The organism is Cupriavidus sp. 21MJTG02-4, from assembly GCF_057798975.1.
Genome location: NZ_JBYOJP010000004.1, coordinates 325,018 through 344,287 on the forward strand (window position 1 = coordinate 325,018; position 19,270 = coordinate 344,287).

17 protein-coding genes are annotated in these 19,270 nt (G+C 66.0%); 11 read left to right on the forward strand and 6 right to left on the reverse strand.

Annotated features, from left to right (window positions below):
* Nucleotides 1-17 precede the first annotated feature (17 nt).
* Both AC3FKH_RS10835 and AC3FKH_RS10840 read right to left on the reverse strand, forming a co-directional pair.
* The gene (locus AC3FKH_RS10835) at nucleotides 18-1,667 is read right to left on the reverse strand and encodes an FAD-binding protein (RefSeq protein WP_488675381.1); all 1,650 of its coding nucleotides are present in this window, start codon (nucleotides 1,665-1,667) and stop codon (nucleotides 18-20) included.
* A 12-nt stretch (nucleotides 1,668-1,679) separates the two neighbouring features.
* On the reverse strand, nucleotides 1,680-2,318 hold the full coding sequence (locus AC3FKH_RS10840) for a 2Fe-2S iron-sulfur cluster-binding protein (RefSeq protein WP_488675637.1): 639 nt from the start codon (nucleotides 2,316-2,318) through the stop codon (nucleotides 1,680-1,682).
* A gap of 110 nt (nucleotides 2,319-2,428) precedes the next feature.
* Between AC3FKH_RS10840 and AC3FKH_RS10845 the strand changes: the two genes are divergently transcribed.
* From AC3FKH_RS10845 to AC3FKH_RS10860, 4 genes are all read left to right on the forward strand, one after another.
* Nucleotides 2,429-3,871: an anion permease gene (locus tag AC3FKH_RS10845; RefSeq protein WP_488675383.1), complete on the forward strand. Its 1,443-nt coding sequence runs from the start codon at nucleotides 2,429-2,431 to the stop codon at nucleotides 3,869-3,871.
* A 96-nt stretch (nucleotides 3,872-3,967) separates the two neighbouring features.
* Entirely contained in the window at nucleotides 3,968-4,834 is an 867-nt protein-coding gene (locus tag AC3FKH_RS10850) for a DUF2950 domain-containing protein (RefSeq protein WP_488675385.1), read from the forward strand.
* Nucleotides 4,831-5,958 (forward strand): DUF3300 domain-containing protein, encoded by a 1,128-nt coding sequence (locus AC3FKH_RS10855; RefSeq protein WP_488675386.1) that lies wholly within the window; start codon nucleotides 4,831-4,833, stop codon nucleotides 5,956-5,958. Before AC3FKH_RS10850 ends, AC3FKH_RS10855 begins: the two co-directional genes overlap by 4 nt.
* 405 nt (nucleotides 5,959-6,363) lie before the next feature.
* A complete protein-coding gene (locus AC3FKH_RS10860) occupies nucleotides 6,364-8,280 on the forward strand; it encodes a PAS domain-containing hybrid sensor histidine kinase/response regulator (RefSeq protein ID WP_488675388.1) in 1,917 nt (638 codons plus the stop codon).
* A 30-nt stretch (nucleotides 8,281-8,310) separates the two neighbouring features.
* Here AC3FKH_RS10860 and AC3FKH_RS10865 read toward each other — a convergent pair whose 3' ends face one another.
* The gene (locus tag AC3FKH_RS10865) at nucleotides 8,311-8,514 is read right to left on the reverse strand and encodes a hypothetical protein (protein ID WP_488675390.1); all 204 of its coding nucleotides are present in this window, start codon (nucleotides 8,512-8,514) and stop codon (nucleotides 8,311-8,313) included.
* Nucleotides 8,515-8,624: 110 nt separating this feature from the next.
* On the reverse strand, nucleotides 8,625-9,023 hold the full coding sequence (locus tag AC3FKH_RS10870; RefSeq protein ID WP_488675392.1) for a DUF1801 domain-containing protein: 399 nt from the start codon (nucleotides 9,021-9,023) through the stop codon (nucleotides 8,625-8,627).
* 309 nt (nucleotides 9,024-9,332) lie between these two features.
* Here AC3FKH_RS10870 and AC3FKH_RS10875 point away from each other — a divergent pair, with 309 nt between their 5' ends.
* The 3 genes from AC3FKH_RS10875 to AC3FKH_RS10885 are packed head-to-tail and all read left to right on the forward strand — an operon-like array spanning nucleotide 9,333 to nucleotide 10,207.
* Complete coding sequence (locus tag AC3FKH_RS10875) at nucleotides 9,333-9,593, forward strand: hypothetical protein (RefSeq protein WP_488675394.1); 261 nt, start codon at nucleotides 9,333-9,335, stop codon at nucleotides 9,591-9,593.
* 48 nt (nucleotides 9,594-9,641) lie between these two features.
* On the forward strand, nucleotides 9,642-9,902 hold the full coding sequence (locus AC3FKH_RS10880; RefSeq protein WP_488675395.1) for a hypothetical protein: 261 nt from the start codon (nucleotides 9,642-9,644) through the stop codon (nucleotides 9,900-9,902).
* A gap of 44 nt (nucleotides 9,903-9,946) precedes the next feature.
* Nucleotides 9,947-10,207: a hypothetical protein gene (locus AC3FKH_RS10885; RefSeq protein WP_488675396.1), complete on the forward strand. Its 261-nt coding sequence runs from the start codon at nucleotides 9,947-9,949 to the stop codon at nucleotides 10,205-10,207.
* A gap of 51 nt (nucleotides 10,208-10,258) precedes the next feature.
* Here AC3FKH_RS10885 and AC3FKH_RS10890 read toward each other — a convergent pair whose 3' ends face one another.
* Together AC3FKH_RS10890 and AC3FKH_RS10895 are read right to left on the reverse strand one after the other, a co-directional pair.
* Nucleotides 10,259-10,762 carry a hypothetical protein gene (locus AC3FKH_RS10890; protein WP_488675398.1) on the reverse strand — a complete coding sequence of 168 codons (504 nt, stop codon included), beginning with the start codon at nucleotides 10,760-10,762 and terminating at the stop codon, nucleotides 10,259-10,261.
* A 120-nt stretch (nucleotides 10,763-10,882) separates the two neighbouring features.
* A complete protein-coding gene (locus tag AC3FKH_RS10895) occupies nucleotides 10,883-11,767 on the reverse strand; it encodes a LysR family transcriptional regulator (protein WP_488675400.1) in 885 nt (294 codons plus the stop codon).
* 135 nt (nucleotides 11,768-11,902) lie between these two features.
* Here AC3FKH_RS10895 and argC point away from each other — a divergent pair, with 135 nt between their 5' ends.
* The 4 genes from argC (at nucleotide 11,903) to adeC (ending at nucleotide 19,249) form a co-directional block, all read left to right on the forward strand.
* A complete protein-coding gene (gene argC / locus AC3FKH_RS10900; RefSeq protein WP_488675401.1) occupies nucleotides 11,903-12,826 on the forward strand; it encodes an N-acetyl-gamma-glutamyl-phosphate reductase in 924 nt (307 codons plus the stop codon).
* Nucleotides 12,827-13,424: 598 nt separating this feature from the next.
* Nucleotides 13,425-14,603 carry an efflux RND transporter periplasmic adaptor subunit gene (locus tag AC3FKH_RS10905; protein ID WP_488675403.1) on the forward strand — a complete coding sequence of 393 codons (1,179 nt, stop codon included), beginning with the start codon at nucleotides 13,425-13,427 and terminating at the stop codon, nucleotides 14,601-14,603.
* Between the two features lie 27 nt (nucleotides 14,604-14,630).
* On the forward strand, nucleotides 14,631-17,783 hold the full coding sequence (locus AC3FKH_RS10910; RefSeq protein ID WP_488675404.1) for an efflux RND transporter permease subunit: 3,153 nt from the start codon (nucleotides 14,631-14,633) through the stop codon (nucleotides 17,781-17,783).
* On the forward strand, nucleotides 17,780-19,249 hold the full coding sequence (adeC, locus tag AC3FKH_RS10915; protein ID WP_488675406.1) for an AdeC/AdeK/OprM family multidrug efflux complex outer membrane factor: 1,470 nt from the start codon (nucleotides 17,780-17,782) through the stop codon (nucleotides 19,247-19,249). The genes AC3FKH_RS10910 and adeC overlap by 4 nt, the downstream gene beginning before the upstream one ends.
* Nucleotides 19,250-19,270 lie beyond the last annotated feature (21 nt).

Here is a 19,270-nt window from a genome sequence, read left to right on the forward strand (position 1 = left end):
TGCGCTCCGTGGACCGATCACCGCATGCCGCCGACTGCCCGGCCACGGGCGCCGGCGTTCAGTCCGGCATCGACGCGCAGGTCGAAATGCGCATACCCCGGGAAGAGCTGGGGCGCCTTGACGTGCAGGGGCAGCCCGGCCAGCGTCAGTTCGCGCTGCCACGCATGCACATGGCCGATTCCCGCGCGCGCCACCATCAGGCTTCCTTTGCTCCGCGCGGCATCGGCGCCGGCGCGCCGGCCCATGCTCAGGATGTCGAGCAAGGCATTGCCCATCAGCCGGTTGCGGCCATGGATGCCGCCCGTGACCTCGCCGACGCAATACAGCCCCGGCACGCTGGTCGCACCGGTCTTGTCGATGGCAACGCCGCCGTTCTGGTAGTGCAGGGTCGGATAGACCAGGAAGGGCTCCTGCGCGGCATCCTGCCCGCACTTGCGCGCCAGGTGGCGCAGGGTCACGAGCCGCTTTTCAAGGATGCCGGGGTTCTCCATTTCCAGTGTCGGTGTATCGAGGAACACCCCGACCTGTTCGCCGCGCACGATACCCCGCCCCTGCGCGCATTCCCGCAGGATTGCCGAGGCCACCACGTCGCGCGGCTTGAGTTCGTCGACAAAGCGCTCGCCCTCTCCATTGAGCAGCTTCGCGCCGGCCGAGCGTGCCGCTTCCGAGATCAGGCCGCCGGCCAGGTGCGGCGGATAGGCGATGCCGGTCGGGTGGTACTGGAACGAGTCGAGTTCGCGCAGGCGCGCTCCGAGCCGGTAGGCCAGCACCAGCCCATCGGCCGTGGCGCCGTAATGGTTGGAGGTCGGAAACGCATTCAGGTGCAGGCGCCCCGCTCCACCGGTGGCCAGGATCACGGCGCGCGCGCGCACCAGCACGAAGGTGCGCCACTCCAGGTTGTAGAGCACGGCTCCGGCGCAGCGGCCCCGCTCGTCGGACAGCAGCTCGACCGCCGGGCAGCGGTTCCACACCGCGACGCCGGGTTCCATGTCGACGGCCTCGCGCAGCACACGCATCATTTCCAGGCCGGTGTAGTCGCGATAGGAAAGGATCCGCGCGGCCGAGGCGCCGCCCGGTTTCTTGCGCAACAGGTTGCCGCCGAAGGGCCGCTCCTCTTCCTGGTCGAACATCATGCCCAGCTTGATCAGCCAGCGGACCACGTCGGGCCCGTCCATCACCATCTGCGCGACCAGTTCGGGATCGCCGCGGAAATGCCCGGCGCGCAGCGTGTCCTCGAAATGGAGCTGCGGGCTGTCGTCCTCGCCAATGGCGGCCTGGATGCCGCCTTCCGCCATCACGGTATTGCTGTCGCCCAGGCGCAGCTTGGTGGCCAGGATCACCTTCGCGCCCTGCCCCGCCGCGGTCAGCGCGGCGGCGCAGCCGCCACCGCCGCCGCCGATGACCAGCACATCGGTCGAGACCAGCTGCGCGCCGGCCATGTCGACGTCGTCGATCAGCGCATTGGCCTGCAGGCTGCGCGCCAGATCCGGCTGGCATGGGTCACCGCGATTGACGCCGACCGCCAGCGCCACGCGCGCATTGGACCCGTGATCGGGGTGGTAGCCCTTGAGGAGTTCATCGATGGCGATCTCTTCGCCCCGCATCGTCGCCGCCACGCCGGGGCGGTAGCGGCTGCGCGCGTCTTCGTAGGGAATGCCCGCTGGCATGATCGGTCTCCCTCAGGCCGGTGGCCGCGCGCCGGGCGCGTCGAAATCTATGGCCACCTGGCCGCTCTCGATCTGCTGCAGCCGCCGCATCAGGTTGGCCGGGCGCAGCGTCTGCGCGGCGATCATGCGCCGCACGAACAGGCCTAGATGGTTGGGGCGGATATGTTCCGGGCAGGCCAGCGTGCAGAGGTTGCACATGACGCATTCGTCGAACACGCGGCTCGCCGCGGTCAGCCTGCCTTCCACGGCGCTGCGCACGCCCTCTTGTACTTCGAGGCCCTTCGGACAGGCGCGATCGCAGCCGCTGCAGTGGCGGCAATGCGCAGCCTCCGGAAACACGCCGGCGATCGTGCTCAGTGCGTCCCAGCTGTCGCCGACCTCCTCGATGCGGTAGACGTGCCGCTCCGATTCCGTGAAGTAGTCCAGGAAGGCGACCTGCATGCCGTCCTCGACCAGCGTCTCGCAGGCCAGCGCGGTCTTCACGTCGGGCTCGCCGGTGCGCCGCACCATGACGCGGCAGGAACCGCATACGCCCTGGCCCATGCAGCCGACGCCTTCGACCAGCGTTTCGCCGGCATGCATGAACGCCTGCAGGATGGAGCAATTGGCGGGCGCCTCGACCGGGCGTCCTTCGATGCTCATACGAACCAGTCCCATCGTCTCGCCCCTGTCGCAGGCGCCGTAGGCGCCATCCTGGCGTTTCCGCCGAAAAGGTCATATAAACCTTAGCACAGCGGAGGTTTTTGCAAAGGGAGCGTCGCATGGGTGCTTACTGGAAACCTCTTGCCCCCGTGCTTGCCGCGATCGTGCTTGCCCTGATCCCGGCGCCGGACGGCCTTGCCCAGCACGCCTGGTATTACTTCGCGATCTTCGTCGGCGTGATCGTCGGCCTGATGCTGGAGCCCCTGCCAGGCGCGGCCATCGGGCTGATTGCCGTGACGCTGGTCGCGGTGCTCGACGAATGGGTGTTCTTCAGTCCCGAACAACTCGCCAAGCCGGGTTTCAATCCAGGCAACGCGTCGCTGGCCTGGGCGCTTTCCGGCTTCGCCAACAGCACCGTATGGCTGATTTTCGGGGCCTTCATGTTTGCCCTCGGGTACGAGAAGACTGGCCTGGGCAGGCGCATTGCCCTGCTGCTGGTGCGCGCCATGGGCCGCAAGACGCTGACGCTGGGCTACGCGGTGATGATGGCCGACGCCTTGCTGGCACCGTTTACGCCGTCCAATACGGCGCGCAGCGGCGGCACAATCTTTCCCGTTATCCGCAACCTGCCGCCGCTCTATGACTCGAAGCCGAATGATCCGTCGGCGCGGCGGATCGGCTCGTACATCATGTGGACCGCCATTGCCAGCACCTGCGTGACGAGTTCGATGTTCCTGACCGCGCTGGCGCCGAACTTGCTGGCGGCCGAACTGATCCGCAAAACGGTGCAGGTCGACCTGAGCTGGATGCAGTGGTTCTTGGCGTTCGCACCGGTCGGGATCCTGCTGTTGCTGGCGGTGCCGCTGCTCGCCTACGTGCTGTATCCACCGGAGGTGAAGCAAGGCAACGAGGTGCCGGCCTGGGCCGCGGAAGAGCTGCGCAAGATGGGGCCACCCAGCCGCCGCGAATGGCTGCTGGGCGTGCTCGTGCTGATCGCGCTGGCGCTATGGATCTTCGGGGACAAGCATGTCAACGCGACCACGGCGGCGATGCTGGTCATCAGCATCATGCTGATCGCCGGAGTCGTGACCTGGGACGACATGCTCGCCAACAAGCAGGCCTGGAACACGCTGGCCTGGTTCGCCACGCTGATCGCGCTGGCCGATGGCCTGAGCCGCACGGGCTTCGTCAAATGGTTCGCCGACACCATGGCGACCCATATGAGCGGCTTTTCTCCGCTGACCGCGGCGGTGATCCTGGTGCTGATCTTCTTTTTCACCCACTACCTATTCGCCAGCGTCACCGCCCACGCCACCGCGATGCTTCCGGTCATGCTCAGCGTCGGCTCGACCATCACCGGCATGCACCTGCCGTCCTTTGCCCTGATGCTGGCGCTGACGCTCGGCATCATGGGCATCCTCACACCCTACGGGACCGGCCCCAGCCCCGTGTACTTCGGCAGCGGCTACCTGCCGGCCGGCGACTACTGGAGGCTCGGTGCGATCTTTGGCGTCATCTACATCGCCGCCTTTCTATTGATCGGCGTGCCCCTACTGCTTTGAGGCGGCACCGTCGCCGGCGTGGCACTGCGCCGGACAGAGCTTCGTGACCACAGACTGGGGATTATGAAGAGACCATCGGGAAACCTGAGGAAGTCCATGGCTGCACTGGGCTGTACGTGCCTGCTCGGCCTGGCCGCCACGCATGCCCTGGCAGCGCAGTATTTCGACACCCCGGACGCTGCCATGAACGCCTTCGGCAAGGCCATCCGCGACAATGACGAGGCCGCGATGCAGGGCATGCTGGGCGCCAACTATCGCGACATCATCCCACCGGCCGGCGCCGGCGTCCGGAGCCGCTTCGACAGTGCCTGGGCGGTGTCGCACCGCGTCCAGCAAACCGGCAAGCGCGCCACGATCGCCGTGGGCAACGACGGCTGGACCCTGCCCGTGCCGCTGGTCCGGTCGGGCAAGGGATGGCAGTTCGACACCCAGGCCGGCGCCCGCGAAATGCGCGTGCGCCGCATCGGCCGGAACGAACTGGCCGTGATCCAGACCCTGCAGGCCATCTGCGACGCGCAGGACGAGTACGCGCAGACCACCCATGACGACGAGAAGCGGATGGTCTATGCCAGCATGCTGTCCAGCTCCCCCGGCAAGCATGATGGGCTTTACTGGCCGACCGGCCCGCAGGAGGCGCCCAGCCCGCTCGGCCCCGCCTTCCGCGACGCGGGCGCGCGCAACGCCAGCCCAGAGGGCTACCACGGCTACCAGTACAAGCTGTTGACCGCGCAAGGGCCGCACGGCGACGGCGGGGCCTTGAACTACGTGGTCGACGGCAGGCTGTTCGGCGGCTTCGCGGTCATGGCGTGGCCGGTCCGCTATGGCGACACGGGCGTGATGAGCTTCATCGTCAACCACAACGGGCAGGTCTACCAGCGCGACCTTGGCCCCGGCACCGCCGGCAAGGCCGCGGCGACGAACTCCTTCGATCCGGCGCCCGGCTGGAAAAAGGTGTCGCCATGAGGCCGCGCATCCTCACCACCGCATGTTGTGCCGTGCTGATGCTGGGCGCATGCCAGACCGCTGCGCCGCCATCTTCCACGGGGCCTGCGCCCGCGCTGCCCGGCGGGCCTGCCCAGCCGGCGCAGGGCGAGCCGGCGCCCTACCAGGCCGAAGAGATCGAGGCCATGGTCGCGCCGATCGCGCTTTACCCGGATCCCCTGCTTGCGCAGGTCCTGATGGCTTCGACCTACCCGCTGGAAGTCACGCTTGCCGCGCGCTGGGTCAAGGCACGCCCGAACCTCAAGGGCGACGCGGCGGTCAAGGCGGCACAGGGCGAAACGTGGGATGTCAGCGTGAAGTCGCTGGTGGCGTTCCCGCAGATCCTGGAACCGATGAGCGACAAGCTCGACTGGACCCAGAAGCTGGGCGATGCCTTCCTGGCCCAGCAAAAGGACGTGTTCGATGCCGTGCAGCGCTTGCGCGCGCGTGCGCGGCAAGCTGGGCACCTGGAGTCGGGGCCGCAGCAGACCGTGACTGTCGAAACGGCCGGCGCGGCCGGCGCGCCGCAGACCATCGTGCGCATCGAGCCCGCCAACCCGGACGTGGTCTATGTGCCGGTCTACGATCCGGCCGTCGTCTACGGCGGCTGGGGCTATCCGGCTTATCCGTATTACTACTGGCCGCCCTATGGCGCCTACTACCCGCCCGGCGCCGCTATCGGCAGCGGCATCGCCTTTGGCATCGGCCTGGCCGCCGCCGTTGCGATCTTCGGCAACTGCGACTGGAACAACGGCGGAGTCCATGTGGAGCACCACAAGGCCAGGAACATCGACCGCAACTTCGACGCGAGCAAGCTCCAGGGCGACCGCTGGCAGCATGACGCGCGGCACCGCCAGGGCGTTGCCTACCGCGACAATGCCACGCGCGAGAAGTTTGGCCGCAGCACGGCCGGCGCGTCGGGCCGCAGCGGCTTTCGTGGACGCGACGCGGGCGGAGGCCGGGACAATGGCTTCCAGGGCGTGGGCGCTGGCGGCGGTGCCGTGCAGCGGGACTTCAATCGGGGCAGCTCCAGCCTGGGGTCCGGCGCGGGCCGCGGTGGCGGATTTGGCGGCGGGCGGGGAGGACGCGGCGGCGGCCGCCGGTAGCCCACGCTAGCGCCGGCGGGCCATGCCCGCCTACCCTGGCCGGCCGGCGCTTGCCCTGGCCGCCGCGATGTCGCCTGCCGCTGCGTCAAACAGGCGGCGCACCAGTCCGAACGCCTTTTCGGTCGCGGGGATGCCGCAAGGCATAAGCGGCATCGGATCGGCAAACCATGACGGGTGATCGTTGCGATACCCGGTCCGGGGCACAACCCGATGCCCGCGATCGGGCTGGCATCGGGCCAGGGTTCAGAACAGGTGCCGGATGCCGACGCGTGACAGGAACTGCGAATCGGCCACACCCCGAGCATGCGGAACACCACAAACCGCGCCGGCATTGTAGGATGGCACCGGACAGCAGACCGGCCTGCTTTGGGCCACTATTGCGGCAGCCCTATCGCTTATCCCTCCATGTCGCCATCCGGCCCTCCCGCCAGCCCCGTCGTCGCGCCCGAGCGGCACGATATCTTCCGCACGCTCGTCGAAACGATTGCCGACTACGCAATTTTCCTGCTCGACACGGACGGCACGGTCATGAGCTGGAACCGGGGTGCGCAACGCATCAAGGGGTATGAGGCAGCGGAGATCATTGGCTCGCATTTCTCGCGTTTCTATACCGAAGACGCCATCGCCCGTGGGTGGCCGCAGAAGGAACTGGAGCTGGCCCGCCGGCATGGCCGCCTGGAAGACGAAGGCTGGCGCGTCCGCAAGGACGGCACCCGCTTCTGGGCCAATGTCCTGATCACCGCCTTGCACAACGAGGCCGGTGAAGTGATCGGCTTTGCCAAGGTCACGCGGGACATGACCGAGCAGATGAAAGGCGCGGCCAAGCTGCGGGAAAGCGACGAGACGTTCCGGCTGCTGGTGCTGAACGTCAAGGACTACGCGATCTTCATGCTCGACCCGCACGGCCATGTCGTCAGCTGGAACGCCGGCGCGGCGCAAATCAAGGGCTACCTGAGCAGCGAAATCGTCGGCCGGCATTTTTCCGCGTTCTACCTGCCCGAGGATATCGCGGCCGGCAAGCCGGAAAGGCTGATCCAGCGAGCCCGCGAGGATGGCAGCGTACAGGACGAAGGCTGGCGGGTCCGCAAGGACGGCTCGCTGCTCTGGGCCAATGTCACGCTCACAGCCATCTACGACGAGCATCGCCAGCTGCGCGGCTTCGCGAAAGTGACCCGCGACATGAGCGAGCGCAAGAAGCTCGAAGAGGTTGAAGCCTCGGCGCAACGCATGAAGGAATTCCTTGCCACCCTGGCCCACGAACTGCGCAACCCGCTGGCCCCGATCTACAGCGCCACGTCCGTCATGGAACGGGGGCCCGGGGACGAAGCGCTGGTCAGGGCCAATCTCGGCATCGTTGCGCGCCAGTTGAGGCACCTCACCCGGCTCGTGGACGACCTGCTCGACGTTGGCCGCATCGCCGCCGGCAAGCTCGAACTGCGCCGTTCGGTGATTGCCATCCGCGAGGTCATCGCGGCCGCCGTCGAGGGAAGCGCGCCGGCACTCGACGCCAGGGCGCAGCGCATCGTCATGGATCCGGACAACGTGGAATTCCATGTCTTCGGCGATCTCACGCGGCTGGCGCAAGTGCTGCAGAACCTGCTGATCAACGCGTCCAAGTTTTCGCCGGAAGGGACCACGATCACGCTGCGCACCCAGCTCAATGGGCGCACCGGGCAGGTTTCCATTAACGACCAGGGTTGCGGCATCGCTCAGGAGGCCCTGTCAAAAGTGTTCAACCTGTTCGTGCAGGGCGGCCATCCGGGTCAGACCGGCACTGGCGGACTCGGTATTGGATTGTCGTTGTGCCGGTCGATCATCGAGCTGCACGAAGGCTCGATTACGGCGGCGAGCCCGGGCGTCGGCCTGGGCAGCACGTTCAGCGTCCGGCTGCCGATCGTCACCGAGCGGCACACATCTGCTGCGCCGTTCATCGCCCGTACCCGTGCCGGGCTCAACATCCTGGTGGTCGACGACAATCGCGATGCGGCCGACAGCATGGGGCTGCTGCTCCAGATGACCGGCCATGCCATCAGGGTGGCCTATGACGGCGTCACGGCCCTGCGCAGCGTGGAAGACTTCACGCCGGACGTGGCGCTGATTGACCTTGCCATGCCCGACATGGACGGCTTCGAACTCATGCGCGAACTGCGCGACTACGCGCACCTGCACCATACCCGTTTCTACGCGCTCACGGGTTTTGGCGAGCCTGGCATCAAGGAAGAAACGTCGCAGGCCGGCTTTCACGGACACATCGTCAAGCCGGTCGATATCGATGCGCTGGCCGAGATCCTGCGCAGCGCCGGCGGCGATCCTGCCAGGTGACGTCCGGGCGAACCCTGGCTGTTTCCGCCTTCACTTCGGCTTGCGCGGGAAATACGTCACTGGCAAGTCGAACCTCGCGGTGGGGAACTGCCTGGCCAGGGCCTCATGCAACGGTCCACGCTGGTCGAACTCGGCCACGTGCAGCACCACCATCCCGCTCTCCGGATACGCCCTGGCACTGACGACTGCGCCGGCGGCAGCCGCGACCACGCGCGCCGTGTCCGCATACAGCACGACCAGGTCGTTCGTGCTGATGCCGACCCTGTTGTCGCGCGTGCGCTGAGGTATTCATTGGCGGCGGCCTTGACGGGCCACGCTCGCGGCGATTGTGGCCAGGCCGGCGGTCAGCGCCGGGGCTTCGACTGGTTCAGCGCCACGGCGGCCTGGATCAGTGCCTTCAGCGCCGTCTCGTCGATGTCCTCGCCCTCGTGCAGATCGATCGCGCGCCGGGTATTCCCTTCCAGGCTCGAATTGAAAAGCTGCGAAGGGTCCGGCAGCGACGCCCCTTTGGCGAAAGTCATCTTCACGACGTTCTTGTAGGTCTCTCCGGTACAGAGGATGCCGGCGTGCGACCACACCGGAACGCCCCGCCACTTCCACTCTTCGACCACCTCCGGATCCGCGGCCCGGATGAGCTTGCGGATGCGGGCGAGCATTTCGCCGCGCCAGTCGCCCAGCTCACGGATTCTCTCGTCGATCAGTTGGGAAGGAGACCTGCCGTCCTGCACCTCGAGGTTCTTCATGTCCGCGCTCCTGAAGCCAAGACGCACATTCTAGCCTTCCCGAAGCCTCCCACGGCTCGGTCGCGCGCCGGGTGTCGGTGTCCGGCAGACAGCGGTCCCGTGATGTGTTTGGCGCCCTCAGACATGCGCCGCCGCAAGCGGGCGGCAGTTTTTCGTGCGCTTGCCGCATTTTTCTCTTTATCTTCAAGGACTTGAAAATAATCTTCGGGTCTGGTCCGCGGGTTGGCACACCCCATGCGTATATGACCTCGAGCGCAACACCAGATGCTCTCTAACCCAAGCCAGACCAGCCTACCCAAGGAGTACATCATGTCCCTCACCATCCAGAACCTGCCCCTCGAACAAGACCTGGACCATGCAAACATGGGCGCCGTGCGCGGCGGCAGCCTGTTCCTGAACAATGGCGTCAACGCGATCCTCGGCGGCGCCGGCGTGTCCTTCGCCAGCCCCAACATCATCGTGGCGCCGGTCACGCAGGTCGATGCCTCGACCCGCACCAACATCGACCTCACGAGCATCAGCAACCTGCTCAACAACGTTGGTGGCATCGTGCAGGCCGCGCAGCACTAAATCCAGTCCCTCTCATCTCGTTGATCCAGCCTACCCCAGGAGACCATCATGTCCTTGACCATCCAGAACCTCTCGCTCGAACAAGACCTTGACCACGCCAAGATGGGCGCCGTGCGCGGCGGCAGCATCTTCGTGAACTCCGGCGTCAACGCCATTACCGGTGGCAGCGGCGTTTCGTTCGCCAGCCCGAACACGATCTTCGCACCTGTTACGCAGGTCGATGCATCGAACCGCACCAGCGTCGATATGAAGAGCGTGACGAACACCATCAACAACCTGGGCGGCATGGTCGCGGCCCTGCAGCACTAATCCACACCCAACCAGCGCAATCTCAGCCTACCCAGGAGACCATCATGTCCTTGACCATCCAGAACCTCTCGCTCGAACAAGACCTCGACCACGCCAAGATGGGCGCCGTGCGCGGCGGCAGCATCTTCGTGAACTCCGGCGTCAACGCCATCACTGGTGGCAGCGGCGTGTCGTTCGCCAGCCCGAATACGATCTTTGCGCCGGTTACGCAGGTCGATGCATCGAGCCGCACCAATGTCGATCTGAAGACGATGACGAATACCCTCAACAATGTGGGTGGCATCGTGCAGGCCCTGCAGCACTGAAACTCCAGCCTGTTTGCGTCCCTCTCCCGCTTGCGGGAGAGGGAAACAACGCTACTGCACTTTCTTGTCTTCGCGTTTCGCTTCCGCCATGGCCTCCGGCTCCAGCTCTTCGGCGGACCGGTTCAGGTGAACGAACAGCCCCCAGGAGCCGAGCAGCAAGGCGGTCGATGCAATCAGCCCAGCCGCATAGCGAAGCTGCGACGGATCGTGGTGCAGCGCCTTGAAGGTCGCCACCAGCCCTTCGATGGCAAGCGCGACGACGACCACCACCAGGAATCGCGACATGAAACGCCGTACCCGTGTCGGCGCGCTCACGTCAGCCTCCCGGATGACCTCTTCCTCAACGATGGTCTCGGCGATCTGCAATGCGACAACGGCGCCTGCCAGCAACCCCAAAGCTTCAATGACGGATAGCGCGCTTGCCTGGTCCCATTGACTGGCAAACACGGTCAATCCAATGCGAGCAGCAATCGCAATCAACATCAGCGCCGCGCAGGTGAAGAGCACTGCCATCAGCCCATGGACAACCGTAAAGAAGCGCATAAAAGTCTTCATTTTTCTGGTTCCGGTGGATTGCGAGCAACTGATCGATATCTGCAACGGCGCTCATCCCCGCTCATCACGATTCTCACCGTGCTCCAGGCTTGATTCTGGCAGGAAATATGCCCGCGACGGCTACACCAATCGCAGATCCCGCAACATATCCAATACGTGCTGCGTGGTGCGCTCGACGTACCCCGCTCGATGGGCAACGCCGAGCCGACGCCACAACGCCGGGCGCAGCGGACGCATGACAATGCGCGGGTCAGGTAATGGCGCCGTTGCCTCATGCGGCAACAGCGAGGCGCCGTAACCGGCCGCGACCAGACTCTTGATCGCGTCGTTGTAGTTAAGTTGGATGCGCGGCGCAGGCTGATACCCACCGGTCGCGAACCACTCCGCAGTCAGACGGGAAAGACGCGTGGTCGCGTCATTGAGAATGAGCGGTTGAGCAGCGAGCCATTCAGGCGTGACGCGAGCCGGGCATTGCCAATGCGCCGGCACAAAGGCCATCACGGGGTCGCGCCGCCAAGGTTTGATCACGAGTCCTGCCACCGGCGGCTGAGGCAGTGCGACCAGCCCTACGTCCAGCGTCCCATCCGCCAGTCGGGACAACGTTTCCTGGGACGTCAACACGGCAATCTGAATGTCGATAGCGGGATGGTGCTGGCGCAGTACCTCGAGTGCTTGCGGTAACAAGTGCGCAATCGCGCCAGTGGACGCACCGATCCGCACGCGCCCTTCGAGTCCCTGCACCTGGCGTTGAATATCGTCCAGCGCCTGCTCCGCATCGGCCAGCAGTCGGCGCGCGCGCTCCACCAGCACCTCTCCTATCGCCGACGGCCTGACCTGCCCGCGCTTGCGCGACAGCAGCGGAGCACCAATGCGTTCTTCAAGATCAGCGATATGGAGGCTGACTGTTGGCGGGGCCAGATGCAACGCACGCGCCGCGTCGGCAAATGAGCCCCGGTCCGCAATCGCGACCAGGGTACGCAAGCGGTCCAGGCTGATCTCTCGCATAGGGGCGTCCTGATTCAGAAAAGCTGAATGTAGAGGTCATGAAATTCAACTTTCTCTATTGTAGCGTTCAGCCCAATATAGGGCTCGTTCTTCGTTCTGCTTCCTGCAATCCAACATCATCGGAGTCTTTCACCCATGAGCTCTCCCGTAGTTTTCATCGACGGCGACCAAGGCACCACCGGGTTGCTGATCCACGAACGGCTGCGTAATCGGACCGACATCAGGCTAATGACGCTGGCTGCTGCGGAGCGCAAAGATTTGCGGCGTCGCACAGAAGCCCTCAACGCCTGCGACATCGCCATCCTCTGTTTGCCGGACGCTGCCGCGCGCGAGGCAGTGGCCGCCATTGTCAATCCTGCGGTTCGCGTCATCGATGCAAGCTCCGCCCACCGTACACATCCGGACTGGACTTACGGATTTCCGGAGATGACGCCGGAACAGGCCGAGAGCATTGCCAACGCACGTCGGGTCACCAACCCCGGCTGCTATCCGACCGGTGCGATTGGCCTGCTGCGCCCGCTGGTGCAGGCTGGGCTCATACCGGGCGATTACCCCATCAGCATTCATGCGGTATCCGGCTACTCCGGACGCGGACGAGCCGGCGTGGACGAACATGAGGGGCCTGGAGCCGCTGACGCGCCTTCATATCAGGTCTATGGCCTGGAACTCGCGCACAAGCACACGCCGGAAATCCGGCAGCACGCCGGGCTCGCGCAGCCTCCCGTTTTCGTCCCGGCATACGGCGCGTTCCGCCAGGGCATCGTGCTGACGGTCCCGCTGGCGTTGCGGCTGCTGGCACCGGGCGTGAATGGCGTTACGTTGCACGCCTGCCTCGCGCGCCACTATGCGAGCGCGGAACACGTCCATGTCTTGTCGCTGGAAGAATCGTGCGCCATGAAGCATCTGGATCCGCAACTGCTGAACGGGACGGACGAGATGCGCCTGAGCGTATTTCCTGGCAGCGAGCACGGCCACGTCCTTCTGTCTGCGGTGTTCGACAATCTTGGAAAGGGCGCCTCGGGCGCCGCGATTCAAAACCTGAACCTGATGCTCGCGTAGTCGTAGCGATCAATCCGGCCGAATCTGGGAATCAGGTCCTCGGCCTCCCCCTCGAACGTTGGCGACGACAAAGAAAAAGCCCGTGCAGAGCACGGGCATAAGGGCTTGAGGACTTGAGTGGAGTCTCTCAGTGCCGGATTCTCACAGGCCGCCGTGCGCAAAGACACCCCCGGACGGGTGATACCTCGATACCAGATCGCAGCGCTCCGGAAAAAAACATGCATAAAAGTGCGGCATACGCAACGCTTCCGGTGCTGATGCCGGGTACGCGTCCGATTGGGGCGTCGGGCCGGCCGGACCTTGCGCTGCGTCGGGGCAATCTCGGGCAGGCGCAGCGTTTTCGCGCAAACGCATCCGTGGCCGTGCCCTAAAAATTCCTTGAAAGAATCTGAAATATGGAAAGCCGATAATCGGCCGGAAGGTTTCCGCAAGTCGGGATAGACTTCTCGGCTACGCAGGGCCGCGGCGGGACTTGCTGCATCCCGATGGCCTGCCCCGGTCGGTTCGGGGAAACGGTCCCGAGCATGACGCTCGCCGCCCTGCCCGGCTCCGGCACGCCGACATCATGACTCGCAGGATTCTTTCGCAGGAAATCGCAATGCAACGATCACGCGGCTGCCGGGCCTGGGTTCCGGTTACGCTGGCCATCGCCCTTTCGGCGCTCGCCGGATGCGGCGGCAAGAAGGAGGCCGCTGCCCCACCCCCGCCGCAGGTCAGTGTGGTCACGCTCAAGACCGAACCGGTCACGCTGGACACGCAGTTGCCGGGCCGTACCTCGGCCTTCCGCATTGCCGAAGTCCGGCCACAGGTGGATGGCATCATCCTGCGCCGGCTGTTCAAGGAAGGCAGCGACGTGACGCAGGGCCAGCAGCTCTACCAGATCGACCCTTCCACCTATGACGCGACCTACAAGAGCGCCAAGGCCTCGCTGGAATCGGCGAAGCTGCTGGCCGAGCGCTATGGGCGCCTGGTGGGCGACGAGGCCGTCAGCAAGCAGCAGTACGACGAGGCCAGGGCCGCCTGGCTGCAGGCGCAGGCGACCGTGGACCGCGCCCAGATCAACCTGCGCTATACCAGGGTGCTGGCGCCGATTTCGGGGCGCATCGGACGCTCCAACGTGACCGAGGGCGCGCTGGTGACCAACGGCCAGGCCGGGGCCCTGTCGGTGGTGCAGCAGATCGATCCGATCTACGTCGACGTGACCCAGCCCTCGGCATCGCTGCTGCGGCTGCGGCGCGAGCTCGCCAACGGCACCCTGCAAAGCGCCGGCGCCAACGCGGCGCAGGTCAACCTGGTGCTGGAGGACGGCACCAAATATCCGGAAGTCGGCCGGCTGGAGTTCTCGGAGGTCGCCGTGGACCAGGGCACGGGCTCGGTCACGCTGCGCGCCGTGTTCCCAAATCCGCGTCATGAACTGCTGCCCGGCATGTTCGTCCACGCGCGCCTGCGCGACGGCGTGAAAGCCGATGGCCTGCTCGTGCCGCAACAGGGCGTGACGCGCGACATGAAGGGCCAGGCCACGGCGCTGGTGGTCAACGCCAAGGACGAGGTGGAGTTGCGCCCGATCCGCACCGACCGCGTGATCGGCGACAAATGGCTGGTGGCGGACGGCCTCAAGGCCGGCGACCGCGTCATCGTCGAGGGCCTGCAGTTCGTCAAGCCCGGCGCGAAGGTCCGCGTGGCCGAGGCCGGCAGCGGGCCAGGCAACCCGCCCGCCGCTGCGTCGGCTGAGTCGGCTGCCTCCGGCTCATCCGCTGCGGTCGCGGCCAAGCCCTGAGGGCACCACCAGGGCAAGGGAGCATTCATGTCCAATTTCTTTATCGATCGGCCCATCTTTGCGTGGGTGATCGCGCTGGTCATCATGCTGGCCGGCGTGCTGTCGATCCGCTCGCTGCCGATCAGCCAGTATCCGGCCATTGCGCCGCCGACCATCGCCATCTCGGTCAACTACCCGGGCGCCTCGGCCGAAACCGTGCAGGACACGGTGGTGCAGGTGATCGAGCAGCAGCTCAACGGCCTGGACCGCCTGCGCTACATCTCGTCGGAAAGCAACGCGGACGGCAGCATGACCATCACGGTCACGTTCGAGCAAGGCACCAACCCCGATATCGCCCAGGTGCAGGTGCAGAACAAGCTTGCGCTCGCGCAGCCGCTGCTGCCGCAGGAAGTGCAGCAGCAAGGCATCCGCGTGACGAAGTCGGTGCGCAACTTCCTGCTGATCGTCGGCCTGATCTCCACCGATCCCAAGATCACGCGGGAAGACTTGTCGAACTACATCGTCTCGAATATCCAGGACCCGCTGTCGCGCACCTATGGCGTCGGCGACTTCCAGGTGTTCGGCTCGCAGTACGCCATGCGGGTCTGGATCGACCCGGCCCGGCTCAACAGCTACCAGCTCACGCCGCTGGACGTGAGCAATGCCATCAAGGCGCAGAATGTCCAGGTCGCCTCGGGCCAGCTTGGCGGCCTGCCCGCGGTCAGGGGCCAGCAGCTCAACGCCAGCGTGATCGGCAAGACCCGCCTGCAGACCAGCGAGCAGTTCGGCAACATCCTGCTCAAGGTCAACCCGGATGGCTCTCAGGTGCGCCTGAAGGATGTGGCCGAGGTTGGCCTGGGCGGCCAGGACTACAACATCAACGCACAGTACAACGGCCAGCCGGCCTCGGGCATTGCCGTGCGGCTGGCCGCCGGCGCCAACGCGCTTGAGACGGTGCGCGCCATCCGCAAGACGCTCGACGGCCTGGAGCCATTCTTCCCCGCCGGCATGAAGGTGGTCTACCCGTACGACACCTCGCCGGTGATCTCGGGCTCGATCAAGGAGGTGGTGAAGACGCTGATGGAAGCGATCGCGCTGGTGTTCCTGGTGATGTACCTGTTCCTGCAGAACGTCCGTGCCACGCTGATCCCGACCATCGCCGTGCCGGTGGTGCTGCTGGGCACGTTCGGCGTGCTGGCCGCGTTCGGGTACACCATCAACACCTTGACGATGTTCGGCATGGTGCTGGCCATCGGCCTGCTGGTGGACGACGCGATCGTGGTCGTGGAAAACGTCGAGCGGGTGATGGCCGAGGACGGCCTGCCCCCCAGGGAGGCGGCGCGGCGGTCCATGGGACAGATCCAGGGCGCGCTGGTCGGCATTGCCATGGTGCTGTCGGCGGTGTTCCTGCCGATGGCGTTCTTCGGCGGCTCGACCGGCGTGATCTACCGGCAGTTCTCCATCACCATCGTCTCGTCCATGGTGCTGTCGGTGCTGGTCGCGCTGGTGCTGACGCCGGCGCTGTGCGCCACCATGCTGCAGCCGATCGAGAAAGGCGACCATGGCGAGAACAAGGGCGGTTTCTATGGCTGGTTCAACCGCAAGTTCATCGTGACCACGCAAGGGTATGAGCGCGGGGTATCGACCATCCTGAAGCGCCGCCTGCCGTTCGTGCTGATCTACCTGGCCATCCTCGCGGTGATGGCCTTCCTGTTCACGCGCATTCCCACGTCGTTCCTGCCCGATGAAGACCAGGGCGTGCTCTACGCGCAGGTGCAGACGCCGCCGGGGGCCACTGCCGAACGCACGCAGAAGGTACTCAACGAAATGCGTGACTACCTGCTCAAGGACGAAGGCGGCGTGGTGGACTCGCTCTTCACCGTGAGCGGCTTCAACTTCGCGGGCCGCGGCCAGAACTCCGGCCTTGCCTTCATCCTGCTCAAGCCGTGGGAGGAGCGCAGCGGCGACCACACCAGCGTCTTCGACCTGGCGGCGCGGGCGCAGCGCAAGTTCGCAACTTTCCGCGACTCCATGTCGTTCGCGTTCGCCCCGCCGGCCGTGCAGGAACTGGGCAATGCCACCGGCTTCGACCTGTACCTGCAGGACCAGGCCGGCCTGGGCCACCAGGCCCTGATGAACGCGCGCGACAAGTTCCTGGGGCTGGCCGCGAAAGACCCGATGCTGCAGCGCGTGCGCCCCAACGGCCTCAATGACCAGCCGCAGTACCAGCTCGTCATCGACGATGAAAAGGCGCGCGCGCTGGGGCTCTCGCTGGCCGACATCAACAGCACGGTGACGATCGCCTGGGGTTCCAGCTATGTGAACGACTTTATCGACCGTGGCCGGGTCAAGCGCGTCTACGTGCAGGGACGTCCGGATTCGCGCATGAACCCCGACGATGTCGACAAATGGTTCGTGCGCAACGACAAGGGCGAGATGGTGCCGTTCTCCGCGTTTGCCGAAGGCAAGTGGGATTACGGGTCGCCGAAGCTGCAGCGCTATAACGGCGTGCCGGCGGTGGAAGTGCTGGGCGAGCCGGCCGCTGGCCGAAGCTCGGGCGAGGCGATGAAGGCGATCGAGGAAATCATGAAGCAGATGCCACCGGGCGTGGGCTACGCCTGGACCGGGCTGTCCTATGAAGAACGGCTGTCGGGCTCGCAGGCGCCAGCGCTGTATGGGCTGTCGCTGCTGGTGGTGTTCCTGTGCCTGGCGGCCTTGTATGAAAGCTGGACGATCCCGTTTTCGGTGATGCTGGTGGTGCCGCTAGGCGTGATCGGCGCGCTGCTAGCCACCATGGGCCGCGGCTTGTCCAACGACGTGTTCTTCCAGGTCGGCCTGCTGACCACCATCGGCCTGTCGGCCAAGAACGCCATCCTGATCGTGGAGTTCGCCAAGAGCCTGCACGAGCACGGCAAGAGCCTGGTGGATGCCGCGATCGAAGCCTGCCGCATGCGTTTGCGCCCGATCGTGATGACCTCGCTGGCCTTCATGCTGGGCGTGTTCCCGCTGGCAGTCTCGACCGGGGCCGGCGCGGGCAGCCAGCACGCCATCGGCACCGGCGTGATCGGCGGCATGATTACCGCCACGGTGCTCGCGATCTTCTGGGTGCCGTTGTTCTTTGTGGTGGTCAATGCGCTGGTCGAACGCAAGCGCAAGCCGACCCGGCCCGATGGCCCCGCGGAGAAAGGCGCGCTGCCATGAACCAGACCCTGACCTGCGCTGCTGCAGCCGCCCTGCTGGCCGGCTGCAGCTTGATCCCCGCCTACCATCAACCGGACCTGCCGGTCGCGCAAGCGTATCCGCAAGGCACGGCCTATCCGGCGGCTGACGCCATGGCGCAGGCGCAGCAGGTGCGCGCCGTGGATCTCGGCTGGCACGACTTCTTCGCCGATGCGCGGCTGCGCCGCCTGATCGAGGTCGCGCTGGAGAACAACCGCGACCTGCGCGTGGCCGCGCTGAACGTGGAAGCGTTCCGCGCGCAATACCGGATCGAACGCGCCGACCTGTTCCCCGCCGTCGGCGTCGCCGCGCAGGAAACGCGCCAGCGCATTCCCGCCGACCTGTCCACCACCGGCCGGCGCATGATCGCGAGCCAGTACGGGATATCGCTGGGCACGACCGCATGGGAACTCGACCTGTTCGGCCGCATCCGCAGCCTCAGCGAAGCGGCGCTGGAACAGTACTTCGCCAGCGACGAGACGCGCCGCAGCGCGCAGATCGCACTGGTGGCCAGCGTGGCCAATGCCTACCTGGCGCAGCGCGCCGACGAGGCGCTGCTGGCGCTGACGCGCGATACCCTGGCCAACTACGAGCGCAGCTATGGCCTGACGCGGCGCAGCTACGAGGAAGGCATTGCCTCGCGCCTGGACCTGCGGCAGTCCCAGACCGCCGTAGAGAATGCGCGCGCGAGCCTGGCGCGCTACACGCGGCTGGTGGCGCAGGACGAGAACGCCATCGTGCTGCTGCTGGGCACCGGCATGCCGGCGGACCTGCCGCCGCCGCTTGGCCTGCAGGACAAGCTCACGGCCGATGTCCCCCCCGGGTTGCCGTCCGACCTGCTCCAGAACCGGCCCGACGTGCTCGCTGCCGAGCACCGCCTGCGGTCCGCCAACGCCAATATCGGCGCGGCGCGCGCGGCGTTCTTCCCGCGCATTGCGCTGACGGCTTCGGCCGGCACCGCCAGCAACCAGCTGTCGGGCCTGTTTGCGGGCGGCTCGGGCACCTGGCTGTTCCAGCCGCAGATCAGCCTGCCGCTGTTCACGGCGGGCAGCCTCAAGGCCAGCCTGGACTACGCCAGCATCCAGAAGGACATCAACGTCGCACAGTACGAACGCACCGTGCAGACGGCCTTCCGCGAGGTCGCCGACGGCCTGGCCGCGCGGGGCACGTACATGAGCCAGCTGGAAGCGCAGGTGCGTTTTGTCGAAGCGGCGCAGGACGCCTACAACCTCGCCGATCGCCGCTACCGCACGGGCGTGGACAGCTACCTGGCGGTGCTGGACGCGCAGCGCTCGCTCTACAACGCGCAGCAGCTGCTGATCGTCGCGCGGCAGGAGCAGCTGACCAGCGAGGTCAACCTGTACAAGGCGCTCGGGGGTGGCTGGCATGACGAAACCCGCAGCGCTACCGACGCGGCGCCCCCTGCCGCGCCGGGGCCGTCGTCCTGAACGGCGCTGGCCGGCCCGCGC

Coding starts and splice junctions, on each gene's coding strand:
- AC3FKH_RS10835 (WP_488675381.1), bottom strand. CDS start 1,667: ATGCCAGCGGGCATTCCCTACGAAGACGCGCGCAGCCGCTACCGCCCC.
- AC3FKH_RS10845 (WP_488675383.1), top strand. CDS start 2,429: ATGGGTGCTTACTGGAAACCTCTTGCCCCCGTGCTTGCCGCGATCGTG.
- AC3FKH_RS10850 (WP_488675385.1), top strand. CDS start 3,968: ATGGCTGCACTGGGCTGTACGTGCCTGCTCGGCCTGGCCGCCACGCAT.
- AC3FKH_RS10855 (WP_488675386.1), top strand. CDS start 4,831: ATGAGGCCGCGCATCCTCACCACCGCATGTTGTGCCGTGCTGATGCTG.
- AC3FKH_RS10860 (WP_488675388.1), top strand. CDS start 6,364: ATGTCGCCATCCGGCCCTCCCGCCAGCCCCGTCGTCGCGCCCGAGCGG.
- AC3FKH_RS10870 (WP_488675392.1), bottom strand. CDS start 9,023: ATGAAGAACCTCGAGGTGCAGGACGGCAGGTCTCCTTCCCAACTGATC.
- AC3FKH_RS10875 (WP_488675394.1), top strand. CDS start 9,333: ATGTCCCTCACCATCCAGAACCTGCCCCTCGAACAAGACCTGGACCAT.
- AC3FKH_RS10880 (WP_488675395.1), top strand. CDS start 9,642: ATGTCCTTGACCATCCAGAACCTCTCGCTCGAACAAGACCTTGACCAC.
- AC3FKH_RS10885 (WP_488675396.1), top strand. CDS start 9,947: ATGTCCTTGACCATCCAGAACCTCTCGCTCGAACAAGACCTCGACCAC.
- AC3FKH_RS10890 (WP_488675398.1), bottom strand. CDS start 10,762: ATGAAGACTTTTATGCGCTTCTTTACGGTTGTCCATGGGCTGATGGCA.
- AC3FKH_RS10895 (WP_488675400.1), bottom strand. CDS start 11,767: ATGCGAGAGATCAGCCTGGACCGCTTGCGTACCCTGGTCGCGATTGCG.
- argC (WP_488675401.1), top strand. CDS start 11,903: ATGAGCTCTCCCGTAGTTTTCATCGACGGCGACCAAGGCACCACCGGG.
- AC3FKH_RS10905 (WP_488675403.1), top strand. CDS start 13,425: ATGCAACGATCACGCGGCTGCCGGGCCTGGGTTCCGGTTACGCTGGCC.
- AC3FKH_RS10910 (WP_488675404.1), top strand. CDS start 14,631: ATGTCCAATTTCTTTATCGATCGGCCCATCTTTGCGTGGGTGATCGCG.
- adeC (WP_488675406.1), top strand. CDS start 17,780: ATGAACCAGACCCTGACCTGCGCTGCTGCAGCCGCCCTGCTGGCCGGC.